This is a genomic window from Pseudomonas mandelii (assembly GCF_900106065.1).
Classification (GTDB): domain Bacteria; phylum Pseudomonadota; class Gammaproteobacteria; order Pseudomonadales; family Pseudomonadaceae; genus Aquipseudomonas; species Aquipseudomonas mandelii.
Window position 1 is genome coordinate 4,799,378 of sequence record NZ_LT629796.1, and the last position, 18,530, is coordinate 4,817,907.

The 18,530-nt window shown below is 55.8% G+C and carries 22 protein-coding genes and 1 pseudogene; 9 read left to right on the forward strand and 14 right to left on the reverse strand.

Annotation, left to right across the window (positions count from 1 at the left end; genetic code table 11):
- Nucleotides 1-11 precede the first annotated feature (11 nt).
- From BLU63_RS22210 to BLU63_RS22240, 7 genes are all read left to right on the forward strand, one after another.
- Nucleotides 12-875: a phage tail protein gene (locus tag BLU63_RS22210; RefSeq protein WP_083376242.1), complete on the forward strand. Its 864-nt coding sequence runs from the start codon at nucleotides 12-14 to the stop codon at nucleotides 873-875.
- Nucleotides 850-1,056 carry a tail protein X gene (locus tag BLU63_RS22215; protein WP_083376243.1) on the forward strand — a complete coding sequence of 69 codons (207 nt, stop codon included), beginning with the start codon at nucleotides 850-852 and terminating at the stop codon, nucleotides 1,054-1,056. Before BLU63_RS22210 ends, BLU63_RS22215 begins: the two co-directional genes overlap by 26 nt.
- A gap of 99 nt (nucleotides 1,057-1,155) precedes the next feature.
- The gene (locus BLU63_RS22220) at nucleotides 1,156-2,202 is read left to right on the forward strand and encodes a phage late control D family protein (RefSeq protein ID WP_083376244.1); all 1,047 of its coding nucleotides are present in this window, start codon (nucleotides 1,156-1,158) and stop codon (nucleotides 2,200-2,202) included.
- 57 nt (nucleotides 2,203-2,259) lie between these two features.
- Entirely contained in the window at nucleotides 2,260-2,823 is a 564-nt protein-coding gene (locus BLU63_RS22225) for a glycoside hydrolase family 19 protein (RefSeq protein WP_083376245.1), read from the forward strand.
- Nucleotides 2,805-3,347, forward strand: coding sequence for a lysis system i-spanin subunit Rz (locus tag BLU63_RS22230; protein ID WP_083376246.1), 543 nt, complete (start codon nucleotides 2,805-2,807; stop codon nucleotides 3,345-3,347). The genes BLU63_RS22225 and BLU63_RS22230 overlap by 19 nt, the downstream gene beginning before the upstream one ends.
- 150 nt (nucleotides 3,348-3,497) lie before the next feature.
- Nucleotides 3,498-4,292: a DNA adenine methylase gene (locus BLU63_RS22235; protein ID WP_083376247.1), complete on the forward strand. Its 795-nt coding sequence runs from the start codon at nucleotides 3,498-3,500 to the stop codon at nucleotides 4,290-4,292.
- Nucleotides 4,293-4,499: 207 nt separating this feature from the next.
- Nucleotides 4,500-4,730 (forward strand): hypothetical protein, encoded by a 231-nt coding sequence (locus BLU63_RS22240; RefSeq protein ID WP_083376248.1) that lies wholly within the window; start codon nucleotides 4,500-4,502, stop codon nucleotides 4,728-4,730.
- Here the strand turns inward: BLU63_RS22240 and BLU63_RS22245 are convergent.
- From BLU63_RS22245 to BLU63_RS22280, 7 genes are all read right to left on the reverse strand, one after another.
- Nucleotides 4,727-5,434, reverse strand: coding sequence for an SOS response-associated peptidase family protein (locus BLU63_RS22245; RefSeq protein ID WP_083376249.1), 708 nt, complete (start codon nucleotides 5,432-5,434; stop codon nucleotides 4,727-4,729). The genes BLU63_RS22240 and BLU63_RS22245 overlap by 4 nt on opposite strands.
- A gap of 22 nt (nucleotides 5,435-5,456) precedes the next feature.
- Complete coding sequence (locus tag BLU63_RS22250; protein ID WP_083376250.1) at nucleotides 5,457-6,185, reverse strand: hypothetical protein; 729 nt, start codon at nucleotides 6,183-6,185, stop codon at nucleotides 5,457-5,459.
- 157 nt (nucleotides 6,186-6,342) lie between these two features.
- On the reverse strand, nucleotides 6,343-6,591 hold the full coding sequence (locus BLU63_RS22255) for a hypothetical protein (RefSeq protein WP_083376251.1): 249 nt from the start codon (nucleotides 6,589-6,591) through the stop codon (nucleotides 6,343-6,345).
- Between the two features lie 255 nt (nucleotides 6,592-6,846).
- Nucleotides 6,847-7,143, reverse strand: a complete 297-nt coding sequence (locus BLU63_RS22265) for a hypothetical protein (protein WP_083376252.1) — start codon at nucleotides 7,141-7,143, stop codon at nucleotides 6,847-6,849.
- 260 nt (nucleotides 7,144-7,403) lie between these two features.
- On the reverse strand, nucleotides 7,404-8,636 hold the full coding sequence (locus BLU63_RS32830; protein WP_144443412.1) for a HEPN domain-containing protein: 1,233 nt from the start codon (nucleotides 8,634-8,636) through the stop codon (nucleotides 7,404-7,406).
- A 69-nt stretch (nucleotides 8,637-8,705) separates the two neighbouring features.
- The gene (locus tag BLU63_RS22275; protein WP_083376254.1) at nucleotides 8,706-8,924 is read right to left on the reverse strand and encodes a hypothetical protein; all 219 of its coding nucleotides are present in this window, start codon (nucleotides 8,922-8,924) and stop codon (nucleotides 8,706-8,708) included.
- 705 nt (nucleotides 8,925-9,629) lie between these two features.
- On the reverse strand, nucleotides 9,630-11,594 hold the full coding sequence (locus BLU63_RS22280) for a hypothetical protein (protein WP_083376255.1): 1,965 nt from the start codon (nucleotides 11,592-11,594) through the stop codon (nucleotides 9,630-9,632).
- A 599-nt stretch (nucleotides 11,595-12,193) separates the two neighbouring features.
- On the opposite strand from BLU63_RS22280, the gene BLU63_RS22285 reads away from it, so the two are divergent.
- Nucleotides 12,194-13,081, forward strand: coding sequence for a TIR domain-containing protein (locus tag BLU63_RS22285; RefSeq protein ID WP_083376256.1), 888 nt, complete (start codon nucleotides 12,194-12,196; stop codon nucleotides 13,079-13,081).
- 129 nt (nucleotides 13,082-13,210) lie between these two features.
- On the opposite strand, the gene BLU63_RS22290 is transcribed toward BLU63_RS22285, so the two are convergent.
- Both BLU63_RS22290 and BLU63_RS33375 read right to left on the reverse strand, forming a co-directional pair.
- Nucleotides 13,211-13,804: a TIR domain-containing protein gene (locus BLU63_RS22290; protein WP_231990904.1), complete on the reverse strand. Its 594-nt coding sequence runs from the start codon at nucleotides 13,802-13,804 to the stop codon at nucleotides 13,211-13,213.
- A 383-nt stretch (nucleotides 13,805-14,187) separates the two neighbouring features.
- Nucleotides 14,188-14,396: pseudogene (locus tag BLU63_RS33375) on the reverse strand (hypothetical protein).
- Nucleotides 14,397-14,932: 536 nt separating this feature from the next.
- Here BLU63_RS33375 and BLU63_RS33380 point away from each other — a divergent pair.
- Nucleotides 14,933-15,133 carry a hypothetical protein gene (locus BLU63_RS33380; protein ID WP_083376258.1) on the forward strand — a complete coding sequence of 67 codons (201 nt, stop codon included), beginning with the start codon at nucleotides 14,933-14,935 and terminating at the stop codon, nucleotides 15,131-15,133.
- 133 nt (nucleotides 15,134-15,266) lie between these two features.
- Here BLU63_RS33380 and BLU63_RS22305 read toward each other — a convergent pair whose 3' ends face one another.
- From BLU63_RS22305 to copD, 5 genes are all read right to left on the reverse strand, one after another.
- A complete protein-coding gene (locus BLU63_RS22305; protein WP_042932713.1) occupies nucleotides 15,267-16,058 on the reverse strand; it encodes a transporter substrate-binding domain-containing protein in 792 nt (263 codons plus the stop codon).
- 160 nt (nucleotides 16,059-16,218) lie between these two features.
- Nucleotides 16,219-16,488, reverse strand: a complete 270-nt coding sequence (locus BLU63_RS22310) for a heavy-metal-associated domain-containing protein (RefSeq protein ID WP_010456118.1) — start codon at nucleotides 16,486-16,488, stop codon at nucleotides 16,219-16,221.
- Nucleotides 16,489-16,586: 98 nt separating this feature from the next.
- A complete protein-coding gene (locus BLU63_RS22315) occupies nucleotides 16,587-17,009 on the reverse strand; it encodes a hypothetical protein (RefSeq protein ID WP_083376259.1) in 423 nt (140 codons plus the stop codon).
- Between the two features lie 104 nt (nucleotides 17,010-17,113).
- Entirely contained in the window at nucleotides 17,114-17,506 is a 393-nt protein-coding gene (locus BLU63_RS22320) for a hypothetical protein (RefSeq protein WP_083376260.1), read from the reverse strand.
- Nucleotides 17,507-17,591: 85 nt separating this feature from the next.
- A complete protein-coding gene (gene copD, locus BLU63_RS22325; protein ID WP_083376261.1) occupies nucleotides 17,592-18,527 on the reverse strand; it encodes a copper homeostasis membrane protein CopD in 936 nt (311 codons plus the stop codon).
- Between the last annotated feature and the right edge of the window lie 3 nt (nucleotides 18,528-18,530).

The window sequence follows — 18,530 nt, forward strand, 5'->3', positions numbered from 1 at the left end:
CGGGAGGGCATATGTCTGATCAAAACAAGACTTTTGCATTGCAGCAGTTACAGTCTGGAATGAAGTTTCTGGCCACGGCCGGGGAAACCGGCCGGCGCAGCCTGGACGGCATGTTGGGGCCGGTGAATGGCGCGATCGGGGAAATCACCGGCGCGGCGTCCGAGCTGGAGGGTTTGCCTTTTGTCGGTCCGGCGATCGGGGCAAAGCTTCAGCGCGTCATGCGCGGGGTGAATGCGGCTCAGGCCCAGGTCGGAAAAGTGGTGGCCATGTACGGCACGGCCACCCGGGCGCTGTCGCAGATTGACGAGCGGATGGGGGTGCTGAAGGAACAGGCGGGCAAGGCGGCGACGGCGATCAACAAGATCGCCGGCAAGGTCAGTCCGTCGCTGGCCAACATCGTGCCCACGGGGGCCTTTGCCACGGATCAGACGCCGGCGCCGGAGGCGGTGAAACCGTTCCCGCACCTGCTGATCATCCAGCCGCAAGACCCCAAGGCGCCGCCGTATTTCTTCAACCTTGATACGGCGGCCTTTGATGAGTTGCGCCGCTCGACCGAATTCCGCTGGGCCTCTCAGGAGCGCCTGTCGCGTCGGCCGGCGCAACAGGGTGTCGGCATCGGCGACGAAAAGATCACGCTCAAGGGTGCGATCTTTCCCGGGTTCAAGGGCGGCCTGAAGCAGCTCGACACGCTGCGCGCGCTCGGCGCCCAGCTCAAGCCGCTGACCCTGACCACGGGCTATGGCGACGCGCTCGGCACCTGGTGCCTGAAAAGCCTCGACGAAGAACAAAGCGCGCTGATGCAGGGCGGCATTCCGCGTAAACAAGGGTTCACTCTGGAGTTTGTGCGCTATGGCGACGACATGCAGAACGTCTGACGGGGATCTGTTGGACACCATCTGTCATAACTTCTATGGCCACCTCAACGGCAGCGTGGAGGCGGTCCTTGATGCCAATCAGGGGCTGGCCGATGAGCCCCAGCCGTACCGCGACGGCGTGGTGATCGTGCTGCCGGATCTGGCGGCGCCCGCCCAGGAACAAGTCACCTTGTGGGACTGACGCCGTCCGGAGCGCTTGCCGGCGAATCCGTTCGTTACGCGTAACGCGCCACTCCCGCCCTGAGCCCGCCTTGTGCGGGATTTCTTTTGGAAAAAATCCATGACTCCCATGTTTCGCATCGTGGCCGATGGCACCGACATCACCGGCCTGATCAACGATCGGCTGATTCAGCTCAGCACCACCGACAAGCCGGGCATGGATTCGGACACCTTCGAACTGCGCATTGATGACCGTGACGGGCAGGTGACCTTGCCTCGGCGCGGCATCGGGATCGAGGTCTACCTGGGCTATGCCGAGACGGGGCTGGCCCGCTTGGGCCGCTACGTGGTCGACGAAGTCACGGTGGCCGGCCCGCCGGATACGATCGTGATCAAGGGCAAGGCCAGCGACATGCGCGGCAGTGGCAAGACCATCCGCAGCGGGAGTTGGGAGGGCGTGCCATTGTCGAAGATCGTCGGCGACATCGCCGCGCGTAACGGTTGGGCGCCGGGGTGTCCGGTGTCGACGAAGGTCGCCCGGGCGGACCAGCTCAATGAATCGGACTTCAATTTCATCACGCGCCTGGCTAAGCAATACGACTGCACGGCCAAGGTGGCGGACGGTAAGTTGTTGGTGATGCCGCGTCAGGGCGGGCAGACCGCCAACGGCAAGGCCTTCGGCGCGATCACCCTGACGCGCCGCGACGTCAGTCGCTGGCAGTTCAATCTAGTGGATCGCAACACGCACAAGTCGGTTGGGGCCAAGCATCAGGACAAGAAAACCGGAAAGCTGGTGGTGGTGTCCCTGGACAATGACGACCTGCCGGCCGGGCTGCCGGCGGTGCATACCGATCGGCATATCTACCCCGACAAAACCGCCGCCGAATCCGCCGCCAAGGCGCGCTTGGCCGCGTTCAACCGATCGAGCGCCGGCGTGCGTTTTGAGATGGCCGGCCGCACGGACCTGTTTGCCGAACGCTCGATCATCGCCCAGGGCTTCAAGGTCGGCCTCGATGGCGAATACCTGGCCGACTCCGTCGAGCAGGTTTTTACCCAAGCCGGCTGGTCGACCACCGTCGAATGCAACGGCGGCAAGACGGGCAAGGCCAGCGCCAAGGGCAAGAAAAAGCAGAAGGAAACCAAGCCGCTCAAAGTCGTGACCCTGTAACCGCGCAATCGCGCATCCCAATCCGCCGAGTGCGGTTTTTTTATGCCTGGAGTTTGTATGGCTATCACCGAGCAACAGCTACAACGCATCATGCCGAACGCCCGCCGCCAAGCGGGCGTTTTTGTATCCGCCCTCAACGCCGCCATGGCGCACCGGCAAATCAATACGCCGAAGCGACAAGCGGCGTTTCTGGCCCAAGTGGGCCACGAGTCCGGCCAGCTGCAATACGTCCGTGAGCTGGGCGGTGAGCAGTACCTGAGTAAATACGACACCGGCAATCTGGCGGTGAAACTCGGCAACACGCCTGAAGCGGACGGCGATGGCCTGCGTTATCGCGGTCGCGGTTTGATCCAGATCACCGGCCACAACAATTATTTGCGCTGCAGCTTGGCGTTGTTTGGCGATGAACGTCTGCTGCGCACCCCTGAGCTGCTGGAGCTGCCGCAATGGGCTACCGAATCGGCTGCGTGGTTCTGGTGGGTTCGAGAGCTGAACGCTTTGGCCGATCGGGAGGAGTTCGAAGCGATCACCCGCAAAATCAACGGTGGCCTCAATGGTTTGGCCGATCGGCTGGAGTTGTGGGGACGGGCGAGGGCGGTGCTATGCGTCTCTTCGACCTGATCCCTGTGCCGTATCGGCTGCTAGCCAACAGTCTATTGCTGACCGCGTTGGCCAGCGGATCGGCCGCGCTGGCGTGGCAGGTTCAGGATTGGCGCTACGGACAGCGACTGGCGGAGCAAGCTCGCCTGCAGACCGAGACGCTGAATCAGCTGGCCCAGCTCGCCGCGACGCAACAACAGGCCGAGCAAGACAAGCGCCTGGCGCTGGAACAACGGCTGTCAGCCAGTGAACAAACCCACTACCGAGTCTTGAGCGATGCCCAACGTGATCAAGGTCGCCTGCGCGACCGCCTTGCCACTGCTGATTTGCGCCTGTCAGTCCTACTCGATGCAACCGTTGCCGCCGGCAACGACTCAGTGTCAGCCACCACCGCCACCAGCGGCGTGGTTCATGGCCCCTCAAGAGCCCACCTTGACCCAGCGCATGCTCAACGAATTATCGGCATCACCGATGCCGGCGACCAAGGATTGATCGCCCTGGCGGCCTGTCAGGCCTATGCCAAAGAAGTCTCAACACCGAAGTGAAAAAGAGCGGCCGGGGTGGATGCGTCAACATCCAACCCGACCGCCGTCCCTGCAGATGGTCCCTGCAAGTCCAGCCAAGGCTCTTACTCCGTGCACGAAGCGCGGCGAGCCTAGCACCTGTTTATCCATACAGTAAAGGTCTTGCTCTCTATGTCTACCCCCATCATCCCTTGGATGGGCGGCAAACGCCGCCTGGCCGATCGCCTCATCCCGCTGTTTCCGCCTCACGATTGCTACGTCGAAGTCTTTGCCGGTGGCGCTGCGCTGTACTTCATGCGCCCTCAGGCCGCGCCGGTTGAAGTCCTCAACGATATCAACGGCGACTTGGTGACGCTGTACCGCGTCGTGCAGAACCACTTGGAAGAATTCGTGCGCCAGTTCAAATGGGCGCTCAGTTCACGCCAGGTGTTTGAGTGGCAGAAGATGACCCGTCCCGAAACCCTCACCGACATCCAGCGCGCCGCACGCTTCTTCTATCTGCAGCACCATGCCTTCGCTGGCAAGGTCACCGGGCAGACGTTCGGTACCGCCACCACCGGCCCTGCCATCAACCTGCTGCGCATCGAGGAAAACCTGTCGGCCGCTTGGCAGCGTCTGTCCGGCACCTACGTCGAAAATCTCCCATGGCTTGAATGCGCAGAACGTTACGACCGTGCGCATACCTTCCACTACATGGACCCGCCTTACTGGCAGACCGCCGGCTACGGGGTGGACTTTCCGTTCGAAAATTATGAGCGCATGGCCGACTTCATGCGCCGTTGTAAAGGCAAGGTGATGGTGAGCATCAATGACCATCCGGACATCCGTCGCGTATTTGAGGGCTTCCATTTCGAGACGCTGGACATCCGTTACTGCAACACCAACCAACGGCAGGGGAAAGCCGAGGTCAGTGGCGAGCTGGTCATCATGAACTGGACGCCCGCTGAATTGGGAGGGCTGTTTTAGGCGAACGTGTGGATAGCTGATCGGTGTAACGGCGTGATGGCATCCAGCCAGTCTTGTTGGGTGTCGGCCTCAACTTCATTCTTCGGCTTTTTCGAAGTGATCGCTCATGGATAAGCACCTGTTAGGACTATCAATTCTGATGACACTCGTCTGGACTTCAGTGGTCTTACTGGTGATGCATGGGATGTCCCATTAGAGGATCGCGTTGTGCAAGATGTGGTGTTGAACGACAAGATGAAGCGGGAAGCGGAGCGCCTTTTGGCGCAGATGGTGCGCGCTGACTCACTGATTGTGGCCGTGAAGGCCGGCGCTCGGGCGGAAGGTTTAATGCTTGGGATGGAAACGGTCGGTGCTTTACGCTCCGGCGACGCGGAACGGCTCTACCTCAATTTCGAGGCAGCATTGGAAGCACGGCTGAAGTTGCTAACCTCGAGTTAGAACAAGCCATCACCCGGAGTCTCCGGCCCAATTGGTTTGATCAAATCAGGTCCTTGGTTGCGCACATTTCCGATTGAGCGGTCCACCTTGAACCACTCGAACGCCTCGGTTGGCTCCCCCTGTAGCAGCACCATCTGTTCCGCACGCTCTTTGGGCGTGGCCGGATCCAGCCATTCGCGCGCCAGTTCTGGCGACAGCGTCACCGGGCGCCGGTCGTGAATGTCCACCATGCCGCCAACGCTGTCGGCAGTAATGATCACAAAACCATCGTGTTCACCCGGCTCATGCTCGGCATTCGGATATTGGCCAATGGCGGCGCAGAGGATCGGCGCTCGGTCGCGCCGACGGATGAGGTAAGGCTGTTTCTTCGGGCCACCTTCGTCCACCCATTCAAACCAGTTGTCGATCGCGATGATGGCCCGGTGGGGCCAGATCGCTCGGAAGAACGGCCCGTGGGCGACTTTCTCCACTCGGGCATTGATCGGCGCCGCACGATCTTTGGCCCAGTGCGGTCGCCAGCTCCAACGCACCATGTCGGCGTGTAGCACGTTCTGCTCGAGGTGGAAGAGGGCGAGCTGAGTGGTCGGTGCGGCGTTGTAGCGTTCGAACGGCTGATCCCCCGTGTTATTGACCAGCGCACCCGGCATGCTCAACGCTGCGACGAAGTCATGAATGCCCCGGTACTGGGAAAGACGTCCGCACATAATTGCCCCCTTGGCCGTGTATTCAGGATAGACCCGTGGTCATCGCCTTCGTTACAAACCCGTTTCCGCTGCAAGTCGGACAGTCGTCGCGCAGACCAAAATGATCCAGGCAGGTCGGGCAGGTGCAGAAGTTCGCCAGTTCAAGCAGGGGCCGGTGTTTTTCGAAGGCGCGCAGATGCTGGTTTTCCTGGGCGATTTGCGCCGTGTCGACCAGTACACGGTACAGGTCGGGATCATCGATCGGCTGGTAGGTCACACCCTCGACCACACGCTGCGTCTCAATCAGGTCATACCGTCGTCCATCGGGCATAGTCAGCGTGAGCCCGATGATTCGCGCGCTGACTCCAGATGAATTAAACACTAGGTTCGCACCGCCGGCATCCGGATAGATCTTGCCGTCGTAGCCAGACCGCTGAGGATCCGCGAGCGAACTGACGTCATAAAAAATGGAGCGGCCGATGCGACCGAATAAGTCGGTGGTGCCGCGTAACACCACATCATAGGACGACGCCCCGCAGTAGCGCGGTGGCGCGTTAATCAGCTCTTCCACGGCGTGCCAGTAGGCGGCGTTCGCCAGCTCATCCATGTCGAACTGTTCGAGCGGGTCGACTAGACCCTCGGCGGCCAAGGTTTGGCTCATGGCGTGCAGGGTCTGGCGGTGTGCCTCCGGGTTCTGCATCCGGAATTCGTGGTTGTTGAGGGTCGAGCGCCACTGCTGCAGTCTCAGCGCTTTGGCCTGGTCGAAATTCATGGGAACGGATTCGCTGTACAAATACTGGTTGTATGTACAGTAATCTAGCGCCGAGACTCAGGCGAGGGGGAGGCGACGAGCAGTCGCTATATGTCAGGGCGGTGCTGATTGTCCACGTCGTGGAACCGGCGATGCACACTATATGGGCGCCTAGCGCTCACAACTCGACGGTGAATCCGCTGAGGCCCACGCCTTCGGCAAAACGTCCCACGGCGGTCAAGCTGGCCCAGGTGCGCAGGCGCTCACGCCGCGAGCGCACCGGCACCCAGCGCGCACCGCTGCCGCCCAGGCGGATCGACAAGCCCCAGGTGGGACCGCCGTCGACCTTGGCCACCAGGCATTCGCGCACCGCGTGCTGTTCGACCAAGGCGCGCAACACCTCCTCGTGGATGCCGTCGCCAATCATCCGCCCAGCTCCGCCAGGCGCACCTGCAACGCCGCCTCAAAGACCATGTACAGCCGTTCATTCTCGCCCGGGTTCAGCGCGCGCAGGGTTTCGATACCCAGGGCAAACCCTTCGGCGCGATCCGCCGCGCGCCAGGCCTCGGTCTGGGTGCGCGCCTGCTCGATGGCGCCCCCAGTTTCAGCGCCTGGGCGCGGACGGCGTGCGGCAGGTTCAGCGCGGCCAGCGGGTCGTTTATTTCGTTGCCGTCACGGCCGCTCATGAGTGGATCGCCTGGGCTTGCGCCGTGAAGGCGGCCGCCTGCTCAGCACTCAAGGCGCCGTCTTTCACGAACTGTTGCAGCCAACGGTCCCATCCGTCGACCCCATCGGCGTCTTTGGTGGCCAGCTTCTTACCCATGGCATACAGCATTTGACGTTGCGCGGCCTTATTACGAATAGTCCCCTTCTTAAAGTCGAAGACACCCATTAAGGCCGTTGTCAGCGCGGCCTCTGCCGGGTGCTCAGCATGTAGCTCAGACATGCAGCGCTCGAGAACTTCTTGCTCAATGGTCATGCGCCCTTTCCTTTTCGAGTCATTGGCGGTCAGTGCGTAAAACCAGTGACCGGGGGGCTGGTCATCCAGTCTAGGGGGTGGTAGTGGCCGTGCCCACCCAAAAAGGCCCCCGCACCTGGTTTAGGTGTGGGGGCCCGTTGAACATAAACGCCGTTCTATCTACCTGCCGTCAAGCGTCGCAATTGACCCAAAGTGATCCTTCGCTTTTGCCCACCTGATAAGGTTCCATAACCTGGCGATAGCGCAGCGAGGGGAAGGTGCTACTTCCCGCCACCCAACATCAATTCAACCCAGAAATTGGGCGTCAACTCCCCGCCCCGAAAAATGACTTCCTTAATTGCACGCGCGCACAGTGGTAAGCCATCTTTGAGGGCAATTTCCGCTCGCGCTTCATCTTTTGTTCTTTTGGATAATTTGCCAGAGTGGGCAGCAGAAGATCGGCAGTCATAGAGATCGCGCAGCAGATAATAAATATCCTTACGCTCAGTAAAGTCACGCCCTAAAAGCCATGCACCGCGGAGTCTAAGCGTTAACGAAAGCTGGGCGGTATCCTCAAGCCCCGCAAGTAACAACGACTCCATCGCCACGCCCAGGTCAATTGCTCGATCCACCAAGTTATCATGACGGGCAGCTTCATTAATGCGATGAATCGGCACCTCAAGTTTTTCTCGCTTTGCCTTTGGCAACGCAAAGTAGAGGGCAAGTGTTTTTTTAAATTCCTCTAATTCATCTAAAGTAACATCATGCACTTGACCGATGCCGGCCTCTTGATATTTTGATTGCCAACTGCGACCAGTGACTCCATAAAGAAAGGAGCCTTCTTGCAATTCCGAATAGCTTCGGCGGTTAATTACGATAGATGGCGAGATGATAGTAAGCAATTCCGATATATGCTTTAAATAGTTCATCTCATCAAGATCAAACATTTGACACGCAGGATCGTCATGGTCAAAAAATTTTGGCCGCACGCTAGTAAGACGGTATAACACCGAGTCAGGTTTTCCTGCCGAAGGTGTATAGTCTACCGGCAGCGTCGGCGACATAAAATCAAAAGTTTCTTGTTTTTCCGAATTTTCTTTCAAAAAAATTTTCAAAGATGTGGATGGCACTGAGTCTGGACTTGCAATGAAAACATTATCTAACAGCTTAAATGTGCGAGGTACTTTTATACCTCGCAACAAAACGACTTCGATACATGGGTTATAATCTTGCTCGATAAATTTAAATAAGGCATCAACTGAACTTTCGACACCTTCATCTAGCGCCCTGCGAACTAGTGCCTCTCCGACATTGTAAATATTGAGTGTGGATCGCATATTGCCAAGATTTATAACCTTCCCGTTATTTCTTTGTAGACTAGACAAACCTGACAACATTGCGTGATACGTGTCCGGAACATTAAATCGCGCACTTTCACCTGGAAAACTAAATTTTAGATCCTCGCGCAGTCCTGCATTGACAACTTCTACAATATGATCGCGTAACGTAGGCATTTACACTCCTTTCTGAAAAAAAATTCCTAGTGACCAGTCATTTAAGGTTGCAGAATCAGGTGCGATCCACTAGGACTGGCGCAGTCGCATAATCGCTTCTGTAAGCGCTTTTGCATTTGTGTCCAAAATTTCCATGGCCACGACTGCGTTATGTGCAACAGTCTCCGCGCCATTCTCTGAAAGCCATTTCGTGAGTTCATCTATCGCCGCACCGATCGCGTGCTGGTTGTGCAGAAGCAATGTAAGAGCGTCTGCCGTGGCGATATTGGAATCTGAGTTATCGGTCATGGGATCCTTCCTGGAGTGAGGGTTTGGAATAGCCTAGTCCATGCGGCCGGATTGAATGGCCCAACGCCCATTCTTTAGGGGTGACTTTTTTGCACCAGAACAGTGCGCCAGTCCCATATCAGTCCCATGGGGCCATTTTTCAGACGCCAAAAACCACAAACCACCGACTTTCTCTAGGAAAATCAGGGGTTTGCGTTTTCAGAATGTGGAGGTGAAGGAGAGATTCGAACTCCCCGTATACCTCAATACCTCCTTTCGAAGTACATGACAGCCTCTGGCCGGTTGCTACCGGTCACGAAGGGCAGCAATCGACCCATAGCTACCCTTCGTGGAGGGCAGCTAACGGCCGAGGCTGTGTAAAAACGTTTTTCAGCGCGATTGGAGCCCAGTGTTGGACTGAAAATCGCGTTTCTACGCAAAATCCAGATCGGCTGAGCAGCCGATAACTCTCAGAGTTCGCATAGACGCGCAAACTTCAATTTTGACGAAGCGTTTTTACACACTCTGGGCCAGAAGCGGACGGTCAACCCAGATCGATGAGCTGGCTCGGTTTCGCTAGTCACCTTGCAGCCAAAACAATTGTCGACCAGTTCGATGGCTGGGAGTGTACATCCGCCTTGCTGCACTTTTTTGCTCTCGCCGTAAATGCGCCCTAGAGGTCATTCGATCTCTAGGGCGGCCGGGGCGATTCCCTTGACGTAGCCGTCAGCCCTTATAGCTATCATCGTTGGCGGCATTGCCCTGAGGGTCATCGTCCACTGCTTCGCCCCGCGCACTCGCAGCAAGACTTTGGAACTCATACGCTTTCTCGGCTGACTCAATCTTCTCGACCCTTGCGGCTAGTGCGGAAACTTTCCGCTCATCACAGTAGAGAAGAGATCCGAGCAAGTTGAAGCTTTGGTTGCTTTCGATATCAGAAGCACTTGCCATTGATAGAAAATCAGCAATTTTTGATGGGGAGCTCGCAAAAATCCGAGATTTCCCCTCAACAACACCAACCATAACTCGGTCCCAAGTGGCAAAAATAAATCCTTCATCGACACTGTTTTTTAAGAACGTACAAACCGAAGCATCATGATCAATTAGAATTGATGGGCTTGCGGGCTTCCCATCTGCAATTTCTTGCCGTATATCAGCATCCCATCGTCCGGCAGAGATTATTTCGATTCCAAATTCTTCGAGAATGCTCTCAATTTTATTCTCCACTTTCCGAGGAGGAGCACCTCCTACCAAACCAAAGTGCGACAAGAAATCTTTCAAAGCATAGTCATCCGCCAACTCCTTCTTATCCCTTAGATGGCTATAGTGACTTATGTAGGAGTTATTCGAAGACTTTAAAATCTCTTTATTTATTTCATTTAGAGCTGAATAAGTCTGCGCGTACTCCAGCGCTTCCTTACCGTGAAATACAATCTCATTAACATAGCATCGTGGAACTGCCATTGAGATTTTATGGCTAGCGCATAATTGCTGTAGTGCAGCAGCAGCAATACTATATCTAGACCTTACTGATCCGAAGCAAAGGCCAAACAGCAATGGCATTGCAACGCTTGAGTCCAACAGCATCTTAACGTCAGTCGTCCTCCCAAGCGCTCTATATATATCAAAAGTATTAGTTGAAAAAATATGATCTAGCGTTTTCCCGTACTGGGAAACTCTGGCCACCGAAAGTCTGGATAAATCTTCGTACAATTCGTTTTTTCTACGAACCAGGTTGTGATTGGAAATGAAGTCTGCCAGCGCTTCCTCTTGGATCCCGTCACCGTTCAGCGCGCCTTCACGAGCGGAAATCTCAAGTGCCATCTCAATAACCCGTCGCGCATCCTCGCTACTAAGACGGTACTTCTCAGCGATAGAAACAAGATCATGGCTAGTTGACTGCAAATAATCTTCTTCAGCCACTTCAATTAGTTTTCTGGCCGAATCAGAAAGTTTATAGCATCCAGCATCAACAACAACATCACCCTTGCCTGCCAGGCGTTCCAATGCATTTTTTGAGTCATGTTCTATATCAACACCCGGCAAGGATTTAACGACTCCTGCTAATATGTCTCCACTTTTCGACGAGGGATTTTTGTATAGAAACGCACGAACATTACTTTCAATAACGTCTTGGCGCAGGTCCTTTGCCTCACTTGAAAAAAGCAGAAGATTACTAAGTGCAATTTCCTTAGGACTCGCGGCGATCCGCCCTTGCACCAAGTATCCGAGCCTTTCATACGCAGCTTTAATTACGCCAGGAGCAGAAAGGCTAGTTGATACTCTATTCAGATCAAAAACAGTAAGATCAACCTCTCCTTTTTGCCTGTATTTATCATTTCGAAACAACGCCAAATCAACGTCTCGAATTGGCCGATTTGTTATGTAAATAAGATGCCGCTTGCCAGCTGCGCGAGTGGCGTCAGCCTCGTCATTAATCTTAATCGCCCAATCTTTTCTTACGCTCAGTTGAATTCGAAGGTCGGTTCGCGAACAGAGTACGTCTCGGCCACCATCGCCCGCGCCATCAATAATACTGAGCTCTTTGTAACCTTCACTTTGAAGAAACAGAAGGGCGATGTCATAAAACATTTTCTCTTCAACGTCTTGAATTGCTCGCCGCAGCCCAGAGAAATACATGATCTTGCCCTCATCGAAATCCTTACAGAAGCTTAATAGATTGGAGTCCATCCCCAGCTATTGCCTGCGAGGCGTAGAGTAGTAATTGCCTGGCGTTAATTTAGCAGATGTTTACCAGTACCAGCCACGAATTTGCTAATGCGTGAACTTGCTGTGCGAGGCCTCATGCGGTAGCTAAAGGCGATTCACAACGATCCAGAAGAATGTCCGATAGAGAGAAACCATCTGGATGAAATTTCATGAGTCCAGTTTATTAATGCTCTGCGTCGACTCTACTGCTGGATTGGGGCGGTCCCCGCTTCTAAGCACGAAGAAGCCCTGAGCGAATGACTGCTTCTGGCCGATTGTTGCCGATCAGTGCTGCTAATGGGAGGAAGGGTTTAGGGCATATTTAGGGCAAGATCAGGACCGCTATAGTCCGCAGCACACCTCGCGAAGATTGCTAAAGTCCCTCTTTTTGCGGCCTAGAGCGGACCAGGTGGAGGCTTGAAGGGGTTCGAATCCCCATCCACAACTCGACTTCAAAAAGGCAATCCTTCGGCTGTTTTCGACTCGAAGCTGACGGTGGTGACAGGTAACGCAGACAGTCACCACTATCCTTTCCTATAGGTGATAATGTCCTTCATCACCTATAGGAAAGGATTCATCCGATGGCCCGCTCTAAACCTCCAACCGCTAACGTCGCTCCCAAACTGCAGCTGAGCCCTCAAGGCATAGAACGGGGCATTGCACGTCTGCAGGAGCGTATTAGCGAGCTGGCAAATTTTGACACTTCACAACTTAGCGACGATGGAGACTCTCCAAAGCTGGTGGCCCTTTCAACTTCGATCGAAGACACATTAGTGCGATGCTTTGGTGAAAACACATCGGTGTATTACCGTTTTTCATCTGCGGCACAGCTGCACTTTTCCCCTGGTGTTTGGACAGATAATTACCCGCAAAGGCACCACTACGTAGAAGGTACGCAGAAGAATATTCTGCAATCGATAAGTATGCTTGGGGAGGCGCAGCGGACGCTAAGAGAAGATCTTGCCGACCATGAGCACGAGGCCAAGCCGGAAAATCCGGTTGCTGCTGACGAAGGTCGGTTACCGCTATCTCGTAAGGTGTTTATCGTGCACGGGCACGACGAAGGCTCGCGAGAAATGGTTGCTCGCTTCCTTGAACGAGTTGGTTTTCAATCCATCATTTTGCACGAGCAAGCCAACCAGGGCCGCACGGTCATGGAAAAAGTCGAAGCGCATGGGGAGGTCGGTTTTGCCGTGGTGCTGTTGACGCCCGATGACGAGGGTTGCACCAAGGGTGGAGCGCCGGAGCCGCGAGCGCGGCAGAACGTCTTGCTCGAACTCGGCTATTTCCTCGGGCGCCTGGGACGCGACAAAGTGTGCGCGTTGAAACGCGGCACTCTAGAGATTCCCAGCGATTTCGCGGGTGTGGTATGGGAGTCCATGGAAGGTAATAGCTGGAAGCAAGCCTTGGGCCGTGAACTTGAAGCCGCCGGACATGAGATCGACTGGAATAAGGTCATGCGGGCGTAAGTTAGGGACCGAACCTTACGGTACTTTGACACTTCGTCCGCTCTTGGCCGTTTTCTGCCCGTCACGACGGGCAGGAGTCTACCCATTGCTGTCGGTTGTGGACAGTAACATCCGGCCAGCTTATGGTCATCACTGCCAGAGTCTATTGGCATCGAATTCCAATTTAGCGGCTTTGAGCTCCCTCACCAGCTTTGTTTGCCAGCCATCAGCAGCGTCCATATCGGTATAGATGACGCCGTACAAGTCTGAAGGGATTTCCACATTACCTTTACGCAGCAGACAAACACGACCTCTGCCCAGCGTCCCAGCAAAGTAGCCCAGCTCGAAAATCACGTTCTGCCGTGCTCTAGCGTCCGAGGCCTCAGCCTTTACCGAACCACCCAGATCGTCAGGCGTTAATAACACCACAGCAAAGCCGACGTCTCCTGCCGAGTCCTCGAATTTCTCAATGATAGTGCGGCCTTGATCGGGTTGCTCCTTGAGAATAATGGCCTCTAAGCCCAACTTTTCCAGGAAACGCGCAAGGCCCTGGAGTGCTGCCTCATCATGCCCGTGCACGACAAAAACCCGATTTGACGGCACTGCGGCAGCTTTCTCGGCTGACGAGCCGACTTCAATCGAATGCTCATGATCGACAAGGTCTGCTTCCAGGGCCAATTTAGCCTGTTTAAGCAGTGCGATAGCATTCCCGATATTTCGCCGGGTTGGTGTGGTGTAGTCCACTGGACTGCGTCTAATCGACCCCCCGAAATAGTGAAGACTTGCCGCCCGTTCATAAAGGATAAAAGCCGAAGGCTTTTCCCCAAAGCACCTGTTTAGGGTGTCCGATATAGCGGCTTCCAATGCCGTTAGCTCAGGGCTCCTACCGTTTACCAAAGCGTCGACATCGAATGCTTCAAGCTCCGTGATCCGAGCTTGAAGTCGAGCAATGCCCGTGTGAATAGCGGCTGGATTAAGCCGCATTGGGGAGGACGGTCGAGCCATCGGGTGTATCCTTTCTTATATGTGATAAAGGACATTATCAAACATTTGGAGACCACAGGTTAAGTGAGCTGAGCTTTCGCCATTTCCGGACAACAGTTAATGGTCGCCCCTGACGATATCCGTCACTCCGGCGTCAACATCGCCGCCAGTGTCATCTTGATGAATTCCTCATTGCGGTCGGCCGCCTCCAGGGCACCGCGCACGTTGTCGACCAGCTCAGTGCCCCCCGCTGCTCGACCTGATTTTTGAGCTCCAGGATCGCGGCTTCTAGGGCGAGTTGGTTTTCATTGATCCTGAACAGGAGGGGAGGGCTCAGGTCAGCATGTGGCATCGAGAATCCTCCGTGAAGCATTCAGCGTAGCGGTTGAAGGTTGAGCAGGTGACTTACTGCTTCCCTTCGTCAGCAAGGACGGCTCTCCAGTACTCCAAACAAAAAACCGGTAGTGCCCATGACAGGCCTGTCTTACCGACTGCTTAAAAGTTGCTACAAGAAGAAGCGATAAACTGGGATGGGCTAGGCACGCTGCGGCTGCGGTGGATGGCTACATCCAATCCATCATCGGCGCCACGGAGAAACGGCGGGAGAGCGGGGCGGGTGTGGCGGTGATTGGGGGCATTGGGGGTCTGGAATCGATGGGGCTGGGAGGTGGGAGGTGGGAGAGTTTATCAGGAATGGGCTTTTGAGGTGGAGACGAGTCTTACTGGGGTGGCGTTGCAGCAGAACAGAGCGCCTTTTTTGCCTCAAGAAACCGCCTTGGCTGAACCAATCCTGTCGCCCAGCCAAGTTTCATAATGTCTGACGAATTAGCGTCCTAGGATGAGGCGTAGTCGAACTGCCACGCTTCCAGCCCCCCAGGAACCTGAAAGATGATCTCAAATCTCTTCAAAGTCATGATGATCACCAGTGCCTTGCTGTTAAGCGCCTGCTCAGGCGTCAGCACCAGCACCTGTTTTTCAGATGGCTGCCGATCGTTCGATGGCCATGGCGCCAACAAGTTGAACCTTGGCGGAAGCGCTATCGGTAGCAATTTCAGCGAGTACAGCTCAGGGTTGCTCCGCGACGACTAAGGCGTAATGCCCCCGACGGAAGATGTTTCCGTCGGGGCGCGTTGTTACCTGATGTACCGCGAGTGCTGAATGAGGGACTGTTTCTCAGCTGGACGCGGCTTCGCCAGCGCTTGCGTGGAACGATGTGTGGCGGTTATTTGGGGGCGGGCGTTGCTATCCACTCGCTCAGGACTTTCTGATAGTTACCTGTCACCTTGGCCAGGTGCAGCCATTGGTCGACGTATAATTTCCAGGTCATGTCATCGCGGGGCAGCAAGTAAGCCTTCTCGCCGTACTGCATGAACTGGCTCGGGTTAACCGCGCACAACCCGGGTTTAAGTTTCTGCTGATACAACGCTTCCGATGCATCGGTAATCATCACGTCAGCCCTCTTATCCAGCAGCTCCTGGAAGATCGTCACGTTGTCGTGAAGGCTCAATTGCGCCTTGGGCAGAAACGCGTGGACAAACGCTTCGTTGGTGCCACCGGCCGGTTCAACCAAGCGAACCGAAGGCTGGTTGATTTGTTCGACGGTCTGGTACAGGGCCTGATCTTCGCAGCGCACTAACGGGATTTTGCCGTCGACATCCAGTGTGGTACTGAAGAAGGCTTTTTTCTGGCGTTCCAGGGTGACCGAGATGCCGCCGACGCCGATGTCGCACTTGCCGGCCAGCATGTCGGGCATCAGCGTTTTCCACGTGGTCTGCACCCACTCAACCTTGACGCCGAGGCTGTCGGCCAATGTGCGGGCCATGGCGATGTCGATCCCCGAGTACTCGCCGTTCTCGGCTTTGGAGGTATAGGGTTTGTAGTCGCCCGTCGTACACACGCGCAGTTGGTTTTGCTGGATGATGCTGTCCAGATGCGAAGGGCCGTCCTGTGCCTGAGCGCCGAAGGATAGAGCGAGCAGGCCACCGAGCATCATTGTGCATTTTATGGTTTTCATTTTTGGCGGGCTTTTATCCGGGTGGGTTAGAAAAAGTGGAGTGTAGTGAAACAGTTTCCCGGCTGCTATCCACGACGAAAAAGGGCGCTCATTGTGGGAGCGCCCATTGTTGTGTTTGCAAAATGCGGTCTGGCCTCGATGTCATCCTGGCCGTTCGGACTCAGTGACAGCAGCAACTGGAGCCGCCGCACCCCGACTTTTTCTCGACGCTTTGGGGGCGTTCACCCTTCAACACGCTTGCTGGATACCCTGCCTCATTCAGTGCCGATAACAGGACATCGCTGTCGATGTCCCCGGTCACTTTGACCCGGCCAGACGCCAGGTCGACAGTCACTTCACCAACCCCGGCCAGTGGCAGCAACGCCGCGTTGACGTGTTTGACGCAACTGCCGCAGCTCATGCCTTCGACTTGCAATTCTGTACCGTTCATTGCGTAAACCTCTTTCGCCATGAGTGGCGGTGGTGTGATGACAGGGTTCGATGGTTGACCTTGCCACGATGGCAAGGTCAAGTGCTTCTTTCAGGCGGTTACTGCGCCATCGGCATCTTCATCATGCTCGACTGCTGTTCCATCATTTTCATCATCATGTCCATCATCTGTTCTGAGTGGTTCTTGTCGCCGGACATGCCTTTGCCCATACCCATACCCATGCCCATGCCCATGCCTTGGCAATGGTTGTGCATCATGCCCATGCTGTCCTTCATCGTGGCCATGCCTTCTTGCATGGCGGCCTGGCGTTCGGCCGGGGTTTTGGCGGCGATCATTTTTTCGTGGGCCGCCTGCATTTTTTCCATCTGTTCGCTCATGGCCTTGTTTTGCGTGGTGGTGGCGGCGGTGGCGGTGGCCGGTGTGGTTGGCGGTGTGTCGGGTTGATGCTCCTCGACGGCCATAGCAACCAATGGGCTACTGATGAGCAGTGCGGCGACGAGTGCTTTGAAGTGCGTATGCATGGCAATCTCCAGTGAGTCAGGGACGTACAGGAACTATTGAGCCGCGCTAAAGAGGCGAAGCCAAAGGAGGGGCGGCCGGAACTCCGGACGCTCGGAGAATGGTTTTAATCGTTGAAGCGAACGAAGCGCAGGCGCGCTGGCGGCCGGGGTGGCGCCGGTCGGTGTAAGGTGAGAAACGCGAACGGAGTCTGGGAGCGGACACTCAGAATCAGCGCAGGCAGCAGAAACAGGACGGCCCAAAGGGCGTGTTCGAAGGTGGGCAAGGTCTGTGCGGGGGGCAGTGCTGTGGCGCTGTGTTCGCAGTATTGCAGGCAGCTGCTGGCATGCTGCTCATGACTATTGTCATGGCCAGCGCTGCTGGTGATTTCATGGGCGGCGTTCAGATCATGGGGGGGCAGGCTAAGACAACCCTGGCTCGCCGCTACCGCAAAGGCTAACAGCCACAGTGCGAGCACTTGGCGGATCAGCAGCGGTAGATGGGTGCGGAGCCCGTGCATGTCTGGTATCCGATCTGAGGGTTATTTTGAGCGTAGCCCTGTGTAGGGGGCTGTCGTTGATCTATATCAAGTGGCGCCCTTTACGTTACTCCGCGGCCATTTCCATCTCTGGACTCAACGTCCCCAGCCAGGCCACCAGCCCAACAATCAGAACGGCCGCAGCCAACTCCAACACCACACTGCGCCGCAGTGCATTCGCCGCTACCCAATACTGCCCGTTGCGCAACGACCTCTGCAAAAACGGTCCAAGGTGAAACCGGTTCAACGCGGCGAGCACCAGCATCCCTGCAAACAAGGTGACTTTGATAAACAGCAAAATCCCGTAGGTGCTTAGAAATAAGTCATCAAGCTCCAGCCCAACGATGAAGAGGTAGTTCACAACACCCGTGACGGTGATGACGACCACAATCAACGCGCCCACCAGTTCAAACCTTGTCACTGCGCGGGCCAGCAGCCGGATGCGCTCTTCGGTTTGCAGAACATTGGCTTTCGCCATCAACGCAAGCGCCACTAGCGCTCCCAGCCACACTCCTGCGGCCAGCAAGTGCAGGATGTCGGTGGTGAAATGCCAGACACGGCGGATGCCTTCATCCATCGCGCCATGTCCGTTCCAGGCGAGAGAGGAGAGGGCGATACCGCCAGCAATCGTCGCAACCAGCAAGCCAACGCCAGGGGCACGATGATTGAGCATCACCGCCAATCCACCAACAACCAGTGCGACGATACGCACGACCCAAGCCAGGCCCATGTCCGTTTCCAACACCATCATCTCGAGGTGTGGACGTAACTCGGCAAAGGCCGTTTCACCGCTCATGGCGCTCGCCATCACTACCATGCTCGCAATAGACAACAGCAACCCAAGCGCCGCCGTTCCCGCCAGCATCAACCGAAACGGCAACACCGCGCCCGACACGCGTTCCCGCCCTTTAAGGCTGTACAACCCAAACAGCGGCAAGCCCAACAGCAGCATCAAATCCACATACAAGCCAAACCGCAGGGCAATGCCGATCGAGTCGCTCATTCA